General features: G+C 36.6%; 15 protein-coding genes. 12 read left to right on the top strand and 3 right to left on the bottom strand.

What is annotated here, in order from left to right; all coding sequences use genetic code 11:
* Position 1: 1 nt before the first annotated feature.
* The gene (locus B8955_RS02670) at positions 2-769 is read left to right on the top strand and encodes an ABC transporter ATP-binding protein (protein WP_084098267.1); all 768 of its coding nucleotides are present in this window, start codon (positions 2-4) and stop codon (positions 767-769) included.
* 102 nt (positions 770-871) lie between these two features.
* Here the strand turns inward: B8955_RS02670 and nrdH are convergent, their stop codons facing one another.
* The gene (gene nrdH / locus B8955_RS02665) at positions 872-1,093 is read right to left on the bottom strand and encodes a glutaredoxin-like protein NrdH (protein WP_084098265.1); all 222 of its coding nucleotides are present in this window, start codon (positions 1,091-1,093) and stop codon (positions 872-874) included.
* A 190-nt stretch (positions 1,094-1,283) separates the two neighbouring features.
* Between nrdH and gdhA the strand changes: the two genes are divergently transcribed.
* From gdhA to B8955_RS02645, 4 genes are all read left to right on the top strand, one after another.
* The gene (gdhA, locus tag B8955_RS02660) at positions 1,284-2,630 is read left to right on the top strand and encodes an NADP-specific glutamate dehydrogenase (RefSeq protein ID WP_407639090.1); all 1,347 of its coding nucleotides are present in this window, start codon (positions 1,284-1,286) and stop codon (positions 2,628-2,630) included.
* 14 nt (positions 2,631-2,644) lie between these two features.
* Positions 2,645-3,496: an NAD(P)H-hydrate dehydratase gene (locus B8955_RS02655; RefSeq protein WP_084098261.1), complete on the top strand. Its 852-nt coding sequence runs from the start codon at positions 2,645-2,647 to the stop codon at positions 3,494-3,496.
* A 99-nt stretch (positions 3,497-3,595) separates the two neighbouring features.
* Positions 3,596-5,305, top strand: coding sequence for an ABC transporter ATP-binding protein (locus tag B8955_RS02650; RefSeq protein WP_084098259.1), 1,710 nt, complete (start codon positions 3,596-3,598; stop codon positions 5,303-5,305).
* Positions 5,298-7,028, top strand: coding sequence for an ABC transporter ATP-binding protein (locus tag B8955_RS02645; RefSeq protein WP_084098257.1), 1,731 nt, complete (start codon positions 5,298-5,300; stop codon positions 7,026-7,028). Before B8955_RS02650 ends, B8955_RS02645 begins: the two co-directional genes overlap by 8 nt.
* Before the next feature lie 41 nt (positions 7,029-7,069).
* Here the strand turns inward: B8955_RS02645 and B8955_RS02640 are convergent, their stop codons facing one another.
* Positions 7,070-7,786: a CBS domain-containing protein gene (locus B8955_RS02640; RefSeq protein WP_159444419.1), complete on the bottom strand. Its 717-nt coding sequence runs from the start codon at positions 7,784-7,786 to the stop codon at positions 7,070-7,072.
* Positions 7,779-8,738 carry a nucleoside hydrolase gene (locus tag B8955_RS02635; RefSeq protein WP_084098253.1) on the bottom strand — a complete coding sequence of 320 codons (960 nt, stop codon included), beginning with the start codon at positions 8,736-8,738 and terminating at the stop codon, positions 7,779-7,781. Before B8955_RS02635 ends, B8955_RS02640 begins: the two co-directional genes overlap by 8 nt.
* A gap of 171 nt (positions 8,739-8,909) precedes the next feature.
* Here B8955_RS02635 and ppdK point away from each other — a divergent pair, with 171 nt between their 5' ends.
* The 7 genes from ppdK to B8955_RS02600 all read left to right on the top strand — a co-directional run bounded on the left by ppdK (position 8,910) and on the right by B8955_RS02600 (position 17,664).
* On the top strand, positions 8,910-11,534 hold the full coding sequence (gene ppdK, locus B8955_RS02630; protein WP_084098251.1) for a pyruvate, phosphate dikinase: 2,625 nt from the start codon (positions 8,910-8,912) through the stop codon (positions 11,532-11,534).
* A gap of 17 nt (positions 11,535-11,551) precedes the next feature.
* Positions 11,552-12,175: a helix-turn-helix transcriptional regulator gene (locus B8955_RS02625; protein WP_084098249.1), complete on the top strand. Its 624-nt coding sequence runs from the start codon at positions 11,552-11,554 to the stop codon at positions 12,173-12,175.
* 17 nt (positions 12,176-12,192) lie between these two features.
* Complete coding sequence (locus B8955_RS02620) at positions 12,193-12,996, top strand: pyruvate, water dikinase regulatory protein (protein WP_084098247.1); 804 nt, start codon at positions 12,193-12,195, stop codon at positions 12,994-12,996.
* A gap of 112 nt (positions 12,997-13,108) precedes the next feature.
* Positions 13,109-13,909: a purine-nucleoside phosphorylase gene (locus B8955_RS02615; RefSeq protein ID WP_084098245.1), complete on the top strand. Its 801-nt coding sequence runs from the start codon at positions 13,109-13,111 to the stop codon at positions 13,907-13,909.
* A gap of 138 nt (positions 13,910-14,047) precedes the next feature.
* Entirely contained in the window at positions 14,048-14,788 is a 741-nt protein-coding gene (locus B8955_RS02610; RefSeq protein ID WP_084098243.1) for a DeoR/GlpR family DNA-binding transcription regulator, read from the top strand.
* Positions 14,789-15,715, top strand: coding sequence for a 1-phosphofructokinase (gene pfkB, locus B8955_RS02605; RefSeq protein ID WP_084098241.1), 927 nt, complete (start codon positions 14,789-14,791; stop codon positions 15,713-15,715). It begins immediately after the preceding gene.
* A 2-nt stretch (positions 15,716-15,717) separates the two neighbouring features.
* Positions 15,718-17,664 (top strand): PTS fructose transporter subunit IIABC, encoded by a 1,947-nt coding sequence (locus B8955_RS02600; RefSeq protein ID WP_084098239.1) that lies wholly within the window; start codon positions 15,718-15,720, stop codon positions 17,662-17,664.
* The last annotated feature ends 71 nt before the right edge of the window (positions 17,665-17,735 follow it).

Below are 17,735 nucleotides of genomic sequence, written 5' to 3'. Positions count from 1 at the left end.
CATGAGTCTATTAAAAATTGAAAATATTGTTAAAACATTCCATGCTCATACGCCAGATGCTCATCAGGCATTAAACCATTTATCGTTAACTGTTGAAGCAGGAGATTTTATCACCTTGGTTGGTGGGAATGGTGCAGGAAAATCCACATTATTAAATGCAATAGCTGGAACTTTTACTGTTGACGAGGGGATTATCTATTTACATAATGAAGACATTACTTACTTAGATGAGACGAGTCGAGCATCTCATATTGCACGTGTTTTTCAAGAACCTCGCCAAGGGACTGCTCCACGAATGACAGTAGCAGAGAACTTAGCATTAGCCCAACATCGGGGAGAAAAACGTCGGTTTAGACGCTCCATAACAGCAACTGATCGCCAAAAGTTTTCTGAAGCATTAGAAACGTTCAATCTTGACTTAGAAAATCGTTTAGATGCAGAAATTGGCTTACTTTCCGGCGGGCAACGTCAAGCCATTTCATTATTAATGGCAACTTTAAAACAGCCTGAACTTTTACTATTAGATGAACATACTGCCGCTTTGGATCCACGAACAGATAAGCAAATTTTATCTCTTAGTGACCAAATTATTCGTGAACAGAATTTAACAGGCATTATGATTACGCATAATTTACAAGATGCCATTGATTATGGAAATCGCATGCTAGTCTTACATCAAGGGCAACTTGTTCGTGAATTTTCTGGAGCAGAAAAAAAAGCCTTAACACCAACCGACTTGTACACTTATTTAGAAGAAGTTCAATCTTAGAAAGAGGCTAAAGAGTAGATTTTTAAATAAAAAAGCAGGGGATAAGAGTATTTATATCCCCTGTTTTCTATGAAAGTTATGATGACATTAGTCATTTAATTTTTATACGAGTTGTTTCAATTTATCAGGACGAAAACCATTAAACGGTTCTAAACCATCAGCCATGACAACAGGTAATGATTGAAATCCTAAGTCACGAACTTCATTTAATGCTTCATCTGAAGCAGTAACGTCTTTTTCTTGGTATGGAATATCTTTATCATTTAAAAAACGTTTTGTGAAGTTACATTGTGTGCAATTTGGTTTTGAATAAACAGTTACCATTTATTTTCCTCCTTGAAGTTAATCTATCTATATATTGGGTGGATAAAAAAGTGATAAACACAATATATAGCGGTTTTAAGTAAATGTCAAGTGAGAAAATTGATTACTTTTTTGAAACCGGTTGTTTTGTTTTATTTTATGTTTCACATTTTTTTGCTATAATCTTAATAATCCAAAAGAGAGAAGGACAATTATGGACACAATGACTTATATTAAAGAAACAAAAGAACTTTGGCAAGAAAAATATGCGAATGAGCCAGAATTTTTACAAGCATTGACGGAATTTGTCGATTCTATTGCCCCGGTTTTAGAAGAGCACCCAGAATATATTGAAAATAATATTTTACAATTACTTGCTATTCCAGAGCGTATTATTACTTTCCGCGTACCATGGGTGGATGATAATCACCGCGTCCATGTTAATACCGGTTATCGGGTACAATTTAATTCAACATTAGGTCCATATAAAGGTGGATTACGGTTTCACCCAACGGTAAATCAAAGTATTTTGAAATTTTTAGGTTTTGAACAAATTTTTAAAAATGCCCTTACCAGTTTACCAATTGGTGGTGGTAAAGGTGGTAGCGATTTTGATCCAAAAGGGAAATCAGACCACGAAATTATGCGCTTCTGTCAAAGTTTTATGACGGAATTACAAAAATATATTGGTCCCAATATGGATATTCCAGCTGGCGATATTGGTGTTGGTGGCCGTGAAGTTGGTTACTTATTTGGACAATATAAACGTTTAAGAGGCTTCGAAAACGGAACAATTACTGGAAAACCATTAGGATTTGGTGGTAGTTTAGCTCGTACACAAGCAACAGGCTATGGCGCTGTATATTTTATTCAAGAAATGCTACAAACGAAAGATGAAGAATTGGCTGATAAGCGTGTTCTTGTTTCAGGTGCTGGTAATGTTGCAACTTATGCTGTTGAAAAACTACAAGAATTAGGTGCAATAGTAGTTTCAGTTTCTGATTCAAACGGATTCATTATTGATGAAAATGGCATTGATGTTGCCTTATTAAAAGACGTGAAAGAAAATCGTCGTGAACGTTTAACAGTATATGCAAATGAAAAAGCAAGTGCAAAATATTTTGAAGGATCTGTTTGGAATCATGATATTCAAGCAGATTTAGCCTTACCTTGTGCTACTCAAAATGAAGTCGATGAAAATGGTGCTGAGCAGCTAGTCGCTAATGGGGTACGGTTTATTTCAGAAGGAGCAAATATGCCGTTAACTGCAGAAGCAACTGAATATTTATTAGCCCATGATGTTTATATTGGACCAGCCAAAGCAGCCAATGCGGGTGGTGTTGCCGTTTCCGCGTTAGAAATGTCTCAAAACTCTCAACGATTATCATGGGATTTTGATGCTGTTGATACGCAATTGCATGAGATTATGGTGGATATTTATCAAGCAGCCTCTAATGCCGCTCAAAAATATGGTTATGGAGATAATTTAATCAAAGGGGCTAATATTGCAGCCTTTATAAAAATTGCTGATGCTATGGTAATGCAAGGAATTGTTTAAAAAGAGGCGTCATCATGAAAACACAATTAATTACCCGAGCCTTTCTCACTCAACTTATTCCTGAACGTGACCAGGATTCTTATAAAAATCAATTTGGACATGTGGTTTTGGTAGGTGGTAATGAACAAATGGGGGGCGCCATTCAAATGGCAGCACGAGGAAGTGTAAATGCTGGTGCGGGATTAACCACCATCTTATCCGATAAAAGTAACAAAACAGCCATTCATACAGTTTTACCAGAAGCGATGTTTATGGATTGGAATTTATACTTTGATACGTTAGTTCCCCATTTAAATAAAGCCACAGTGATTGTAATTGGTCCTGGGTTTGGATTAAATCCCACTCGATTTGATCAATATATGATGTATTTGGAAGAAACAAAGGAATCTAAAATCGTAGTTATTGATGCAGATGCGCTAACTCAATTAGCTAAAGATGTCGATAAATATGCTAAACAACTTGAAAAGCATCAGGTTATCTTGACTCCACATTTAGGAGAATGGCAGAAATTATCACAACAACAAATAGCTGACTATGATGACCGTAATATTCAACATTGGGTAGAAAAATATGACTTCCATCTTGTTTTAAAATCACATCAAACACGAATTTTTATTCCTCAGACGGATACTATTTTGATAAATACTTTTGGTAATCCCGGAATGAGTATTGGTGGAATGGGCGATACTTTAGCAGGAATATTAGGAGGTGTAACTGCTCAAATCACTCATTTGAGCAGTGCGATTCCGTTGGCGGTAGGATTGCATAGTTTAGCTGCCGATAAAATTTATGAAACACATTACGTAGTAAAACCGACTGAAGTCAGTGATTATCTCCCCAAATTAATGAATCAATTACTTGACTAGAATTAAAGGTTGAGTCTGGCTCAGCCTTTTTTATTTTAAGATAAGAGAAAGTCAGGTAATGTATGCTAAGATATTGGGGAGCATATGAGGGAGGTTAGTATGCGAGTTAAAGATTATTTATTAAAAAACAAATGGAAAAGTTTATTGGCATTCTTAGCAAAAATATTTGAAGCATTACTTGAATTACTTATCCCTTTAGTCGTTGCACGTTTAATTAATGATGGATTAAATGCTAACAATATGACTGAAGTATGGCGAAATGGCGGGTTATTGATTCTTCTCCCGTTAATTGGTTACGTCAGTGCGCTGTATTGTCAATGGCAAGCGTCTAATGCTTCACAACAAGTTGGTACTGAATTACGTTCAGCACTATTCCATAAAGTACAGTCAGTGGATATGAGTCAACTTGACCAATTTGGAAAAGGGTCTATTATTCATCGAATCACTAACGATACGCAAAATTTGCAATTAGCAATTGCCTTAATTTTACGTTTAGGATCAAGGTTGCCTATCTTATTAATCGGATCGATTGTCATGGCTTTCAATGTGAGTCCTAAAATGGCTCCCATTTTTATTATTACGGGGTTAGTGATTGGCGGTTTATTGGTTTTCGTTACGTTAAAAACGAATCAGCAAAATAAATCCGTTCAAACGAATACAGAGCGGATTGCCCAAAAAAGTCGGGAAAATTTAAATGGTGTTCGCGATATTCGAGCCTTTTCCAATCAACAAGCAGAGATAAAAGCATTTACTAGTCATAACCAACAAACATTTTATCAACAAATTAAAATGGGAAGTCTTCAGTCAATCGCTAATCCCATTTCATTATTATTAATTAATTTGAGTATCAGTTTAATCCTATATCTAGGCGCGCAACAAATTAGTAGTGGCTATTTATTACAAGGAGATGTGGTTGCTTTAGTTAATTATATGAATATTATCCTGTTAGCATTAAATGTACTAGTTAATATACTGATGGCTTTTACAAAAGGAATTACGGCAATTGGTCGTTTAGACGAAATTCTGGCGATTCAACCCACCCATTTGACCGAAAAACGGATAGAGTCATTGTCGTCTCCAATAACCATAGAAGCGAAAGATTTAGGATTTGCTTATGGTCAGTACTTAGCGTTATCTGATTTAAATTTTACGATTAACCCATACGATTTTTTTGCCATTATCGGGGGAACAGGTGCAGGGAAATCGACATTGGTTCAATTATTGATGGGTTTTGTTTCTCCAACAGAAGGCATGTTATCTATCAATGATTCCTCAATCACTAGCTATGATAGAGAAACGTTACGTGATAAATTAGCATTTGTTCCTCAAGAAAATCGGTTATTTCAAGGAACACTAAGAGAAAATTTAGTAATGGGAAATGAAAATTGCTCTGACGACTTTATTTGGCATTGTTTAGAAGTAGCGCAGGCAAAAGATTTCATTGTTCAAGATGAACGTGGCTTAGATCAACCGGTTTTAGCGCTAGGACGAAATTTTTCAGGAGGTCAAAAGCAACGCTTAACAATCGCTCGAGCATTAATTGCTGAACCTGATGTTCTTATCTTAGATGATGCGACAAGTGCTTTGGATTTTGCGACTGAAAAACAACTGCTGCAGGAATTAAAGGAAATGCCAATAACGATGATATTAATTACTCAAAGAGTAAATAGTATTCGAAATGCTGATCGTATTTTAGTTCTTGATCATGGAAAGCAAGTTGGTCTAGGTCAACATCAAGATTTGCTTGATTCTAGCACAGTTTACCAAGAAATCTATGCGTTACAGAATAAGGAGGGTAATAATGAATAAGCAAACTTTAACCTTTCTATGGCGCTATTTAAAAAGTAAATCACTATTGCTGTTGGCATTGTTAGTAAGTTCATTATTCGCCGTTGTTTGCCAAATCTTTATTCCTTTAGTTATTGGGATTGCAACGGACCAACTTTTTGATCCTCAAGCGATTCAATGGACACAGTTAATTCAAACGATTATATGGCTAATTATCCTAGCCATAATGTATATGTTAGCCCAATATTTATTAGAGCGTTTAGCCAATAACATTGCATATCAGTTAATGTATGATCTTCGTCAAGAAATGTTTCAAAAGATTCATCAACTACCTTTAAGTTATTTAGATAGCCATTCACATGGGGACTTAGTGAGTCGTTTAGTTAACGATGTGGATTTAATTGGGACGGGATTTATTCAAAGTTTTAAAAACCTGTTTACTGCTATTTCATTAGTGGTCGGAATTTTGGTAATGATGTTATTATTAAATATTAAAGTTGCGTTAATCATTCTTATTTTTACACCTATTTCTGTCTTAGTTTCATCCATTATAGCTAATCGGACATATAAATATTTTCAAAAGCAAATGAATCTCCGTGGTGATTTAAATGCCTACGTGGAGGAAATGACTATTATGCAGTCTGAAGTACGCGGATTTAATTATCAAAGCGATACCCAAGCACAGTTAGATCAAATGAATCAAGAGCTACATAAAAGTGGCGTGGTGTCACAATTTTATGGTGCCCTCATAAATCCTACTTCTCGTATCATTAATGCTTTAATTTATGCGGGGATTGGCTTATTTGGAGCTTTTGAAGTGATGAATGGTCACTTGTCGGTCGGAATCTTTACGAGTGTTTTAAACTATGCCAAACAATTTTCTAAACCATTTGATGATATTTCGTCAATTATTAATGAATTACAAACAGCTCTAGCTGCTTCACAGCGAATTGAACACTTTTTATCAGCTGAAATAAGCGAGAAAGAGGAAGCAACAAATTCGTCAATAACTTTTAATGGAGAGATTGTTTTTGATAATGTTGCCTTTTCTTATCAACCTAATAAGCCGTTAATTCGTGAATTTAATTTAGAAGTTTCTGCGGGAGAAACAGTTGCTATTGTCGGTCCCACTGGCGCAGGAAAGTCAACACTGATTAATTTATTAATGCGATTTTATTCAGTTGATCGAGGGGAAATTTTCTATGATCACCTTCCTAGCCAACAGCTAAGTCTATCAACAACTCGGCAAGCCTTTGGAATGGTGTTACAAGACCCATGGATTTTTGCTGGCACCGTTCATGACAACATCGCCTATGGTAACCCAAAAGCCACTCGTGAAGAAGTTGTGGCAGTTGCTAAGCAAGCTCAATTAGATCCAATGATTCAACAAATGGATGACCAATATGATACTTGGTTAGATGAAGATGGGGCTAATTTATCCAATGGTCAGAAACAGCTAATATGTATTGCTCGTATTATGTTAACTCATCCTGAGATGCTTATTCTCGATGAAGCAACCAGTGCAATTGATGTAAAAACAGAAGCAGCAATCCAAGAGAATTTCGACCAATTGATGGAAAATCGAACATCATTTATCGTTGCTCATCGACTAGCAACGATACAATCAGCGGATATGATTCTCTATATGGCTGATGGAGCAGTAAAAGAACAAGGGACTCACCAAGAATTACTTGCTCGTCAAGGAGATTATGCTAAATTATATAATAGTCAATTTAATATCTAATAAAAAGTCCACCCTTATCAGAAAAGAAAGGGTGGACTTTTTTATTGATGTTGGAAAATCGTTGGTAAATCCCATGGGGTAATGATTCCCATTAAATTATCTGGTTGAATATCATTTGGTTGATTACTCATTAATAATACAGGTAAGTCGTTGTGCTGTAATAATTCAAGTAAGCGATCATCAATTTTAAAAATTGGAAAATCTGGGGAAATGATATTTTGTTTTGTTAACGGTTTGGATTTATTATGTTTTAGTATCTCTTCACATGAAATGTTTTCAAGATTTACTGTTTCTAAGTCGACTTGAGCTAACCAATGGGTAATCGTTTGTGCAGATAATATTCCTATTAATTGCTGATGACGGAACACTGGATATTGGGAATAGCGTTCACTAGCAATTCGATTTAATGCTTCTTGCAATGACAAATCGTGATTAAAATAAGTCACTGATTTAGTAAAATAATCAGCTGTTTGTGGCCCGTTCAGTTTTTCGATAATCGATTTTAATAATGCTATTGTTGACGAACTAGGAATGGCAACTTCTTCATGTGACGCTATTTTTTCATGGACAATAAGATTTCGTAAGGAACGAATCGCATCCAGGTCCAACTGATGAGCAGAGATAATAGGATGCTTTTTCGCTAATTGTTGTACGGCACTCGCGAAGGCAACATCCTGATCATTTAAAAGTTTTTTTAGTAAACGATGTAAATGATTGAAATCTGCTAAAAAAGTTGTGACGGCTTGGGAATCAGTCATTATCGTAAGAACTCCTTTTGACATTTTTGGCTAGAGAAGTGATGAATTCAAAAAAGTCGTCGTGATGAACATCGTAAACTAATTGGATAGGGCGTCCGCTTATATCTTGATAAGTACGACCTTGTGAAACGCCATGAGTCACCACTTTTCCGTTCACTGTTTGATGCATCGCTAAGTTGGAATTTAAAGCATAAGCAACGGTTAAAACATCCCATAAGAAATAGGTGGAATTGGTTTGAATAAAGGCCATAGGTGGAACGAGTGAATATGCTTGACCAAGAAAGTCTATACCAGGGAACTCTCGGTCTTGTGCCCAATCAAATCTAATGGTGTTCGTTAATGGGACTTTATTCGTGCTCTCTAATCCAACCATCGTAATATCAATATTACTTTGCCAAACAATAGCAACTGCCTCTGGATCCCAAAAAGCATTCCATTCTGCTGTTCCATCATGATGAGGTTCTTGGACATTCCCCTCAGCTAAAAAAGTTCCACCCATCCAATACAGGTGGTTTACCTTATCTTGTAACGATGGATTCGTCTTTAAAACGGACGCAAGGTCGGTCAACGGTCCAACAAAAACTAAATCAATTGGCTCATCAGAATCTTTCAACAGATGAGTTAGATGTTCATGTGCTGGAAGTTCAATCATCGATGATTGATGGGTATAATGATTATTTAAAATGGGAAGTGCGTCAATCGTAAAGGCATGTTCTCGCCAAGCTTGTGGGAATGGATTTCTTGGTCTAGATGTTGATTCAGCCACAGGAATCATTTGATGATGGCCAAATTGTTCAATGATTTTTAAACTAGCAGATAGTGCAGGTTCAACATAGCAATCACCATTGACGACGCCGACCCCAACAAGTTCAATGTTTGGATCTTGCAAAAGTAAAAATAGTCCAACTAAGTCGTCAACACCACCATCATGGTTATAATAAATTTTTCGCATCGTGCACACCTCGTTTTTTCTTAAGTATAGCGAATTTTTTTCGTATCGTCACTTCTAGGTTAGAAAAAGTTAAGGATTTATTAATATAATGCACGCTATTGATTTATAATAATACGCATTATATAATGTCGATAGTTCGAAAAAAGACGTCATAAAAGGAGTAGACGCAACATGGGAAAACAAGTGTATAGTTTTCATGAAGGTAATCAAGATATGCGGGAATTACTAGGAGGCAAAGGAGCAAATTTAGCTGAAATGACGCGACTTGGTTTGCCAATTCCAGCGGGATTTACCATTACAACTGAAGCATGTATGGCTTACTTAACTAACCATAAAAAATGGGACGCTGAATTACAAGCTGAAATCGATCAACATATTGAGCAATTAGAGAATGAAACCGGAAAGTCATTCAATTCACCACATCACTTATTATTAGTCTCTGTTCGTAGTGGGGCAAAACAATCCATGCCTGGAATGATGGATACGATTTTAAATCTTGGTTTAAATGACAAGACGGTAGAGAGTTTAGCTACCGAAACGAATAATCCAACTTTTGCCTATGACTGTTATCGTCGGCTCATCCAAATGTATGGGAATGTTGTTAATGGGATTCCAAGTTATTTATTTGAAGATGAATTAAGCCAAGTCAAAAAGCAACAAGGTATTCAAAATGACACAGACATGAAAGCATCCGATTGGCAGCTGGTCATTGCGATTTATAAGGATCTTTATCACCAACAAACAGAACGTGATTTTCCCCAAAACCCAAAAGAACAGTTATATGGAGCTATTGAAGCGGTGTTTAGTTCTTGGAATAATGAGCGTGCCAAAGTTTACCGCCAGTTGAATAATATCCCTAATGACTTAGGAACAGCCGTAAACATTCAAGAAATGGTCTATGGAAATAGTGGAAATCAATCAGGAACAGGTGTCGCCTTTACTCGTCATCCGGCTACGGGAAAACCAGGTATTTTTGGTGAATATCTAATAAATGCCCAAGGGGAAGATGTTGTGGCTGGCATTCGAACACCAAAACCCGTTAGTGACTTAGCTCAAGCAATGCCAGAAATCTATCAACAATTTGTTTCTCTAGCTGAAAAACTTGAAAAGCATTATAAAGATATGCAAGATATTGAATTTACTATCGAAAATGAGAAACTATTCTTTCTACAAACGCGTAATGGAAAACGAACAGCTAAAGCAGCTTTTCAAATTGCTGTCGATTTAGTTGAAGAAGGTATTATCTCTAAAGAAGAAGCTGTCATGCAAATCGAGCCAAAGTCAGTTGATAAATTATTGCATCCATCATTCGATCAAGAGGCTATAGATAGTGCCGAAATTCTTACGAATGTCGGATTACCTGCTAGTCCAGGTGCTGCTAGCGGTCGAATTTATTTCGATGCTGAAATGGCTAAGGAACGTGCTGAAGCTGGTGAAAAAGTGATTCTATTCCGTCAAGAAACCTCTCCAGAAGATATCAACGGGATGGTGGTTAGTGAAGCTATCGTCACAAGTCGTGGTGGTATGACGTCTCATGCGGCCGTCGTTGCGCGTGGAATGGGATGTTGCTGTGTCGTTGGTTGTCAGGAGCTTGACATTGATGAAAAAAATAAACAGGTGACTATTTTTGACGAAGTGTTAATTGAAGGGGATGAAGTGTCTGTTGATGGAACAAAAGGGGTTATCTATCGAGGTAAAATTCCAACAGTACCTTCAACTTCAGATGACGCTTTCCAAAAATTAATGGCTTGGGCAAAAGAAATTTCTCGTTTAGATGTGCGAATGAATGCTGAAACGATTAATGATATTCGTATGGGATTAAACTTTAATCCTGATGGGATTGGATTAGTTCGGACCGAGCATATGTTTTTTGCTCCTGAACGTTTGAGAGAAATGCGTCGATTTATTTTGTCTCAGCATGCTTATGATCAAAAAGCTGCCTTGGATAAGATTTTACGGTACCAAATTGAAGACTTTAAAGCCATCTATCAAGAAATGCAAAGTCATCCGGTGGTCATTCGTTTATTAGATCCGCCATTCCATGAATTTCTTCCTGCTGGTAATCGTGATATGCAGATGGTTGCTAACCAAATGAATTTAACAATTAACCAACTACAAGCACGAATTGAAGAACTCACCGAAGTTAATCCAATGTTAGGACATCGTGGCTGTCGTTTAGCCATTTCATATCCTGATTTATATAAAATGCAAGTGGAAGCTATTATTCGTGCCGCGATTAAGATGAAACAATCAGGTGTTCGTGTGAAACCAGAGATAATGATTCCTTTAGTGGGTATGAAAGAAGAACTTACGCGAATTAAAGAAGACATCATGGCACATATAGAAAATATTTTAATTGAAAATAAAACTTATATTGCGTATAGTGTTGGTACGATGTTAGAAGTACCTAGAGCTTGTTTTATTGCTGATGAATTAAGCGAACAGGCTGATTTCTTTAGTTTCGGAACAAATGATTTAACACAAATGGTTTATGGTTTTTCACGAGACGATGCTGGAAAATTTATTAATCATTATTTAAGTCAAAATATCTTACCTTTTGATCCTTTCCAAACGATTGACCGAGATGGTGTGGGAGAGTTAGTTAAAATTGCTGTTAAAAAAGCTCGTCAAACAAATCCTAATATTAAAATTGGGGTGTGTGGTGAATTAGGCGGAGACCCAGATTCTATTGCTTTCTTTACTGAAGTTGGATTAGATTACGTCTCATGTTCACCATTCCGTGTACCAGTGGCTCAATTAGCAGCTGCTCAAAGTACTATTCAACAAACAACTTAAATATAGGAGGTGGAAATATGGAACTGAGCGAACGCCAAGAGCAAATTATTCAGATTGTAAAAAATAATGAACCAATTAGCGGACAACACATTGCTGAAAAATTAGCTTTAACCAAATCCACCTTACGTAGTGACTTAGCTGTTTTGACCATGACAGGAATTTTAGAAGCCAAGCCAAAAGTGGGCTATTATTATTCAGGGTTGGAAGCTGAGCCGTTTACCAATCAAACGCTATTTGAAACAACTGTTGGCGAAGTAATGATTCCTCCAGTGGTTGTTCACCAAGACTTAAAAATTAAAGATGCCATTACCCATCTTTTTATGTATGATTCTGGATCTTTATATGTGGTCGATAAGGAAACACAAGAACTCATTGGGATTATATCTAGAAAAGATTTATTAAGAAGTGCGGTAATTGGAAATCAAGGGGAATCACCCGTTGCTATTATTATGACACGCATGCCTAATGTTTATCGAACGGTAAGGGAGACGAGTGCTTTTGAAGCGGCACAATTGCTTCAATTACATCAAGTCGATTCTCTTCCAGTGATGAAAGATAAAAATAGTTTAGAAGTCATTGGTAAAATTTCTAAAACGAATTTACTTGAATTCTTTATCGACACATTAAAAGAACAATCGTAAAAGGAGGGGCAAACGTTTTGACAGCATTAAAAATTTTTATTTTATCAGATGCCGTTGGTGAGACTGGGCAGCGAGTCGTACAAGCAACCTTAGCGCAATTTCCGATGATTGAACATCCTGAAATCAAGCGGTACCCATTTATTGATTCTGCTGATGAAATAAGAGGCATCCTATCTGATGCCAAAAAGGAACAAGCTATTGTTGTAACAACCATCGTTAATAGTGATTTGAATCAATTAGTTAATGACTATAGCCAAAAATACCAAATTCCTTATATAGACTATATGTCAAATATGCTACAACTTATTAGTCAAAAAACGGGCTATGAGCCTGTTTACCAAAGTGGCGCAATGCACGAATTAGATAAAGAATATTTTGAACGAGTAGCGGCTATTGAATTTGCAGTTAAATATGATGATGGGAAATCAGCGGCTGGCTTCACTAAAGCAGATATCGTAATCCTTGGCGTTTCGCGAACTTCTAAAACACCTTTAAGTATGTATTTAGCTAATAAAGCTTATAAGGTTGCTAATTTACCATTGATACCTGATGTTGCTTTACCTGAACAATTATTCCAAGTTGAGCGACACCGTATTTTTGGCTTGACTGCCAGTCCAGATTATATTTTTAATATTCGTCAGGAACGTTTACGAATGATGGGTCTAGACACTACTTCTCAATATAGTGATTATGAACGGATATGCGAAGAATTATCATATGCTGAGGAGTTATATGCTAGACTCGGAGCAACGGTCATTAATGTCGAAAATCGCTCGATTGAAGAAACGGCTCAATTAATTGAACAAATTTGGCAACGATAAAAATTGAAAGGCAGACGATGATTGAATGAAAGTCTGCCTTTTTAATTATCGGTTTATTTTGCTGATTATTTAAGCTATATTTAAATTAATACAATATAAGGAGAGAAAAGTCATGAATCAAGAAACTGTTAATTATTTAAATGAGCAAGGCATTATTAAACCTGAAATAGGACTTATTTTAGGATCCGGATTAGGGGACTTAGTAGAAGAATTTGAAAATCCGATTGCGGTTCCTTATCAAGACATTCCTGATTTTCCTGTTTCAACTGTTGCAGGGCATGCTGGTCAGTTAGTATATGGGAAGTTAGCCAACCGACAAGTTATCGCTTTGCAAGGACGGTTCCATTATTATGAAGGCTATGATTTACAAACGGTTACTTATCCTGTTCGTGTATTTAAAGAATTAGGGGTAGAAAAATTAATCGTTACGAACGCTGCTGGCGGAATTAATCCAGACTTTAATGTGGGAGACTTGATGATAATAACTGATCATATTAATTTATCAGGTGCCAATCCTTTAATGGGACCGAATATTGATGAACATGGTCCACGATTTGTTGATATGAGTGATGCGTATAGTAAACGTGCGCAAAATATTTTACATGACATTAGTCAGTCACAAGGTATTCCATTACAAGAAGGAGTTTATACTTGGTTTAGTGGTCCAACCTATGAAACACCTGCAGAAATTCGCTTTGCTCGAACTATTGGGGGAGACGCTGCAGGAATGTCAACAGCACCAGAAACCATTGTCGCAAAACATTGTGGTATGGAAGTTGCCGGATTATCATGTATTACTAATATGGCAGCAGGGATGCAAGAATCCTTAAACCATGAAGAAGTTGTTGAAGTGACTAAAAAAGCCAATCAAAAATTCCGTTTAGTAGTAAAAGAATTGATTCGTCAATTTTAAACCTTAATACATAGAACTAAAAGACCATTACTATTCTGTATTTGAATGGTAGTGGTCTTTTTCTATGCAAAAATGATTGAATTTAATTATTTATGATTGTTTTAATCATGAAATCATGATAGAATCGTGTAAGAGGTGATGGAAGTGCTTACGGAGGAGAGACGGGCAGCGATTCGCTCCCTATTAGATCAGAAAGACTCCATTTCTGTTAAAGATTTAGTTGATGAGTTGAATAGTTCAGAAGCGACAATCCGCCGAGATTTAAAACATTTAGAAGATCGTGGTGTCTTGACTCGTGTTCATGGAGGAGCAATTAATAAGCCAACTTATGCCGTTGAAGCAATCATCGGTGACAAATTGACCCAAAATACTGACGCCAAAAAGAGAATTGGGCAATTTGCCAGTCAGATTGTTCAATCTGGAGATACTATTTTTCTAGATGCAGGAACGACAACACGAGAAATGATTGCCTATTTACCAACGGATATATTGGTGGTAACTAACAGCCTTTCATTAGCGACATTATTGGATCATCGAAAAATTGAAACGATTATTTTAGGTGGCCGAATTAAACATCAAACAGATGCTATTATTGGAGCATGTGTCTTGGAACAATTACGTCAATATCAATTTAAACATGTTTTTCTTGGAATTAACGGAATTGACGCCACATTTGGGTTAACAACTCCTGATGTAGAAGAAGCCGCTATTAAAAAAACAGCCATTCAGCAAGGTGTGAATGTCTATATACTTGCTGATCATACAAAATTTGATCAAGTCACTTTTGCACAAATTGATCAAATTGATAGTGGAACAATCATTACTGATCAAAAAAATAATTATGCCCAATTTGGAGCTCAAATGAAAGTGGTGAATTAAGTGATATATACAATAACGTTTAATCCAGCCATTGATTTGGTTTATCAATTAGACAATCAACTACAACCTGGAGAATTAAATCGTTCACAATCTGAACAAGTTGTTGCAGGTGGAAAAGGAATAAACATTTCCGTATTACTACATAAACTTGGAATTAAGAGCACAGCAACTGGTTTTGTTGGTGGTTTTACTGGACAATATATTATTAATGTCTTAGAAAACCGACAAATACCCACTCATTTTATTTCGGTAGATGGAATTACCCGAATTAATGCAAAAATTAATGATAATGAAATGACAGAAGTCAATGGTTCTGGACCAGCAATTACTCCAGATAATATGCAGTCATTATTAACGTATTTAAATACTCATTTAACGGATGCCGATACGATTTTCTTAGCAGGAAATAAGGGTAATGGAATGTCTGCAGATGATTATATTGCAGTATCTAAACTTGCAAATCGTAATGGAGCCAAACTAATTATTGACTCTAATACCGATTTATTAACCTCTTGTTTAACTCATCAGCCATTCATGGTTAAACCTAATAAAGATGAACTAAGCGATATTTTTGGTGTTGAAATTAAAACAGACCATGATGTTATTCATTATGCTAAGGAGCTTCAACAAATGGGCGCTCGTAATGTTCTCGTATCAATGGGTGGTGAAGGATCATTATTATTAACCGTCAATAATGAGGTGTATAAAGCATCAGTTCCAGAGGGAGAAGTTATTAATCCAACTGGTGCAGGCGATTCAATGTTGGCAGGATTTATGGCTAAATATATTGAAACCGAAGATTACCAAACGAGTTTACAATTAGCTGCAGCATGTGGTAGTGCGACAGCTTTTAGTACGGGTATTGCAAGTCGTTCGCTTATTAATTCATTAATTGACCAAATTAAAATTACTAAAAAAGGAGACTAATTATGCAACTATCAGAATTATTTCACCATGAATTAATGATTCTCGATTTACCAACTCATGAGAAATCTGAAACATTAACTTATTTAGCTAATCAATTTAAAGAATATGGCGGAGTAACTAATGTTCAGGCCTTTAATGATGCTCTAGAGAATAGAGAATCGCAATCAACAACTGGTGTCGGAGATGAAATTGCGATTCCACACGCCCAAGAGGCATCTATTAAGGAACCAGCAATTATTTTTGGTCGAAGCCAAGAGGGGATTGAATGGGATTCCTTTGATGGTCAACCAGCTAAACTTATTTTTATGATTGCTGCCCCTGAAGGTGGATCTAACGAACATTTAACGGCACTGGCGAAATTGTCATCAGTATTAATGAATCCGGAAGTAAAAGCACAACTACTCACTGCTAAATCAACAGAAGAAGTTTTAGCCCTCATCCAATCCCATGATGAGCCAGAAGCTGAATCAAATGAAGAGGAAGCAGTAATAACTTCAACAGAAGAAGATGACCAACCTTATTTAGTGGCAGTTACAGCTTGTCCAACTGGTATCGCACATACCTATATGGCAGAAGAAAAATTAAAACAAGCAGCTGAAAACCAGCATGTCACTATTAAAGTCGAAACTAATGGACAAACGGGAGTTGGTAATCGGCTAAGTAAAACTGATATTGAAAAAGCAGATGCTGTCATTGTTGCAGCTGATCGTAAAGTAGAGATGACTCGTTTTGACGGTAAGCAAATTATTATTGTGCCAGTAGCTGATGGTATTAATAAAGCCGACCAATTGATAGAAAAAGCAATTAATGGACAAACAAAAACGTTCCATGCAGAACAACATGAAGAAGTGAATGATGACGATAATGAAAATGAATCACTAGGGCGTCAAATCTATAAACATTTAATGAATGGTGTTTCACATATGTTGCCGTTCGTTGTTGCTGGAGGATTATTAATTGCTGTTTCATTCTTCTGGGGAATCAATTCAGCCGATCCTACTGACCCAACATATAGTGAAGCTGCTCATATGATTAAAACGTTAGGGGATTTATCGTTCGCTATGATGTTACCTGTTTTGGCAGGATTTATCGGTCGTTCAATTGCTGATACTCCTGGGCTAGTCATTGGTATGATGGGAGGCGTATTTGCTGATCCAACGAAACTATCCGCTTTTAGTCAAGAAGGGATATTTGCTGATGCCACAGCTTCAGGATTCTTAGGCGCATTAGTCGCTGGATTCCTTGCCGGTGGTATTGTTTGGTTATTGAAACGCGCATTTGCTTGGTTGCCAAAATCACTAGAGGGTATGAAACCAATTTTTATTTATCCTGTTCTCGGTGTGTTAATTATGGGACTAGTAATGATGCTTGTTATTAACAAGCCATTAGGTTCAGTCACTGTTGCTCTAACAGAATTTTTAGCTGGCATTCCAACTGAATGGAATATCGTCTTAGGATTTGTTGCCGCTGCTATGATGTCAATTGATATGGGTGGTCCAATTAATAAGGCCGCTTATGTCACTGGTACAGCCTTAGTCACTCAAGCTGCTGGAGATGGTTCTAATGTTATGGCAGCTGTTATGATTGGTGGGATGGTTCCACCACTTGCTATTGCCTTATCAGCAACTATCAATAAAAACTTATGGCCAAAAGCTCAACGTAATAGTGCACTTATTAACTATGTTATGGGAGCAGCCTTTATTACAGAAGGAGCCATTCCATTTGCAGCAACGAATCCGTTAAAAGTTATTCCTTCATTAGCTATCGGATCAGGTGTAGCTGGAGCACTTTCGATGTTATTTGGCTCCGTAAGTTATGTTCCACATGGGGGTGTTTTCGCAATGCTCGCTGGTGGAGTCTCTCATCCAATGATGTATGCTCTTGCTTGGATTATTGGGGGCGTTGTTGGTGCTATCTTACTTAATATCTTAGTTCGCGAGAAAAAATAATAGTGAAAGCAGTTTTGGCTCTTTGCCAATGCTGCTTTTTTTGTTAAATTAAAGTTATTATTTAATGGATG

The organism is Aerococcus suis (genome assembly GCF_900176325.1).
GTDB classification, from domain to species: domain Bacteria; phylum Bacillota; class Bacilli; order Lactobacillales; family Aerococcaceae; genus Aerococcus; species Aerococcus suis.
The sequence above is the reverse complement of the archived record's forward strand: the minus strand, read 5'-3'. Positions and strand labels throughout refer to the sequence as shown.